A 2656-nucleotide genomic window follows, 5' to 3' on the forward strand; every position below is an offset into this window, starting at 1 on the left:
ACCCGTCAGCTTGATCAGGCCGCGGTGCACGGCATTCATCGTCTTCAGGGCGAAGTCGCTCGGCATGCGCCCAATCTAGCCCCGTCCGGACCCGCCGAGTCGGGACGGGTTCGCCGAAACCGCCCCACCGAACCCCGGCGATGTGCGAGGCTGCCGGGCGAACAGAGAACGAAAGAGAGAAGACCGATGCTGATCTGGGGCTGGCGCACGCGGATCTACGTGCTGGCGATGACGACCTTCCTGTGCGGCCGCTGCGGCAACCCCGCCTCCCACGCGGTGCGCAAGGCGGTCACGAAGTTCACGCTGTTCTTCATCCCGCTGTTCCCGATCAGCGTGAAGTACACGGCGCAGTGCACGTTCTGCGGGATCGAGAACCGGATCCCGAAGGAGGACGCGGTCCGCCTGCAGGCGCAGGAGGAGCAGAACCAGGCCCAGCCGCAAGGCGCGCCGGGGTACCCGCAGCAGGGCTTCCCGCAGCAGGGCCTTCCTCAGGGCGCTCCTCAGCAGGGCGTTCAGCAGCAGGGCGGTCCTCAGCAGGGCGTTCAGCACCCTTCGGGTTACCAGCAGCCGCAGCACCCTTCGCAGCCGCAGGGGTTCCCGCAGCCGGGGCAGCCGGGCCAGTTCCCGCAGCAGGGCCAGTAGGCTCCCGGCGGCCCGGTGGGACTGTTCCGTTCCGGGCCGCCCCAGCCGAGCCACTCGCGCAAGCGGTCGTCCAAGCCCACCCCGGCCACCACCCCCGGCGCCCCAGCGGAACCGCGCCCTCACCACCGCCGAGCCGCTAAGCCCCCACCGGCACATACCCCTCGGTCCGCCGCGCAATCCGCACCGCCCCCTCGGCGAACCGCGCGTGGATCGCCCCCAGCAGCGCGAGATCGGCCGCCACCCCCACCCCGCGCGGCCATTCCCGCCGGTCCGCCCACTCCCGCAGCTCCCGCTCGGCCGCACCGGCGAGCACCACGGCGTCGTCCAGCCCGGCGCCGTCCCCACCGGCCAGCAACCCCGCCAGCGCCCGTGCGGCGGCCACCGCCTGCGCGCCGAGCCGGCCGAGCGCGGGCCGGGCGTCCGGCGGCACGCGTCCCGGCGCCTCCGCGACCTCCCGCGCAAGACCACCCATCCGAGTGAGCTCCGCGGCGGTGTGCACGGCGCCGACAACCGCCTTCACCTCCGCCTCCCGCGGCGCGTGCAGGGCCAGCAGCGCACACGCCTGGTCCTCGCACGCGGCCCCGAGCGCGGCGGCCGCGCCCACCTGCTCCCGCACACGTCCGCCCAGCGTGTGGTCACTTTCCAGAACCGAGCGCGTGGCCTCTTCGAGCGCGACCGCGACGAGCGCGCACAGGTCCGCCAGCCGGTGGGCGAGCGTGACCAGCTCCTTCTCGAACGCGGTCTTCATGGCGGCAGGAAACCAGCCCGGCCGGGTGTCGGCATCTCGTCCCCCGGCCCGGAATTGTCGGACCCCCGTGCTCTCCTCGACGGCAAGAGCGGTGCACCCCGCACCCGGAACACGAGGAGAGACCGATGGCAGGCGAAACGACGATCACGGTGGTCGGCAACCTGACGAGCGACCCCGACCTGCGCTTCACCCCGGCCGGCGCGGCGGTCGCGAACTTCACGGTCGCGAGCACCCCGCGCACGTACGACCGCGAATCCGGCACCTGGCGCGACGGCGACGCGATGTTCCTGCGCTGCAGCCTGTGGCGCCAGTACGCGGAACACGTCGCGGAGTCGCTGGTGCGCGGCACCCGCGTCGTCGTCCACGGCCGGCTGAGACAGCGGTCGTACGACACGAAGGAGGGCGAAAAGCGCACCGTGACGGAGCTGGAGGTGGACGAGATCGGGCCGTCCCTGCGCTACGCGACGGCCAAGGTGACCAAGATCAGCCGGGCCACGGGCGCCGAGGGCAGCAGCGCGTGGACCCCGGAACCGGTGGCGGTGGGCGACCCGCCCTTCTGAGCCCATCCGTTCGCGGCCGTCCTCCGAACGTCCGTCGACGGGGCTTCGACCCACCCTGGACCGCCGGCGGTGACGATGAAGGAACGCTCCGGCCGGTTTCCACCCGCATGTCGAAATCCCGTCTTCCGGTTCGACGCACGGGTGAGGACGAGGTCGAACCACGAGCGGGAGGGACCGAGGATGAACGGGAACGAGAAGACCGGCTCACCGGCGGCGCACCCCGTGCTCAACCACCGGATGCGAGCCATGCTGCGAGCGGTCGGCGCCGGCCGCGGCCTGGTGTCCTGCAGCAGCGAACCCGACCTGTTCATCGACGGCCTCTCCTGCGGCGACCAGTTCGCCGCCCACGAGCTGGCCCACCAGGGCCTGGTCCGCGCGGCCCGCCCGGGCAGGCCGGGCGAGCTGGTCCCGGCCATCCTGACGCCGGCAGGCCAGGCCATCATCACCGCCGACCAACGCCCAGCCGCCTGAGACGGCAACGGGCAAGCTGTTTGACAACTCCACAAAGCAAGCCGGCCACCCGGCACCCGCCCGACCACCCCGGGGCCGCCGAGACGCCCCACCCTGACCGCGCACCACCCGGCGGCCAGTCCCACCGCGATCCCGGCGGCCCCGCCCGGGCGCACGCTGCGGCCGTACCCATCCGGCCGCACCCACCCAGACCCGGCGCCATCTCCACCGCCCGGACCATCCGCCGGGCTCGCCC

At 73.2% G+C, this 2656-nt stretch carries 4 protein-coding genes; 3 read left to right on the forward strand and 1 reads right to left on the reverse strand.

Going from position 1 to position 2656, the window contains the following annotated elements; translation table 11 throughout:
* Nucleotides 1–186 precede the first annotated feature (186 nt).
* A complete protein-coding gene (locus C2L59_RS08485) occupies nt 187–642 on the forward strand; it encodes a zinc-ribbon domain-containing protein (RefSeq protein WP_103348956.1) in 456 nt (151 codons plus the stop codon).
* 136 nt (nt 643–778) lie between these two features.
* Here the strand turns inward: C2L59_RS08485 and C2L59_RS08490 are convergent, their stop codons facing one another.
* Nucleotides 779–1390 carry a PhoU domain-containing protein gene (locus C2L59_RS08490; RefSeq protein ID WP_103348957.1) on the reverse strand — a complete coding sequence of 204 codons (612 nt, stop codon included), beginning with the start codon at nt 1388–1390 and terminating at the stop codon, nt 779–781.
* A 125-nt stretch (nt 1391–1515) separates the two neighbouring features.
* Here C2L59_RS08490 and C2L59_RS08495 point away from each other — a divergent pair, with 125 nt between their 5' ends.
* Entirely contained in the window at nt 1516–1950 is a 435-nt protein-coding gene (locus C2L59_RS08495) for a single-stranded DNA-binding protein (protein WP_103348958.1), read from the forward strand.
* Nucleotides 1951–2130: 180 nt separating this feature from the next.
* Nucleotides 2131–2421, forward strand: a complete 291-nt coding sequence (locus C2L59_RS08500; RefSeq protein ID WP_103348959.1) for a hypothetical protein — start codon at nt 2131–2133, stop codon at nt 2419–2421.
* The last annotated feature ends 235 nt before the right edge of the window (nt 2422–2656 follow it).

The organism is Amycolatopsis sp. CA-128772 (assembly GCF_002904295.1).
In the GTDB taxonomy this organism is placed as follows: domain Bacteria; phylum Actinomycetota; class Actinomycetes; order Mycobacteriales; family Pseudonocardiaceae; genus Amycolatopsis.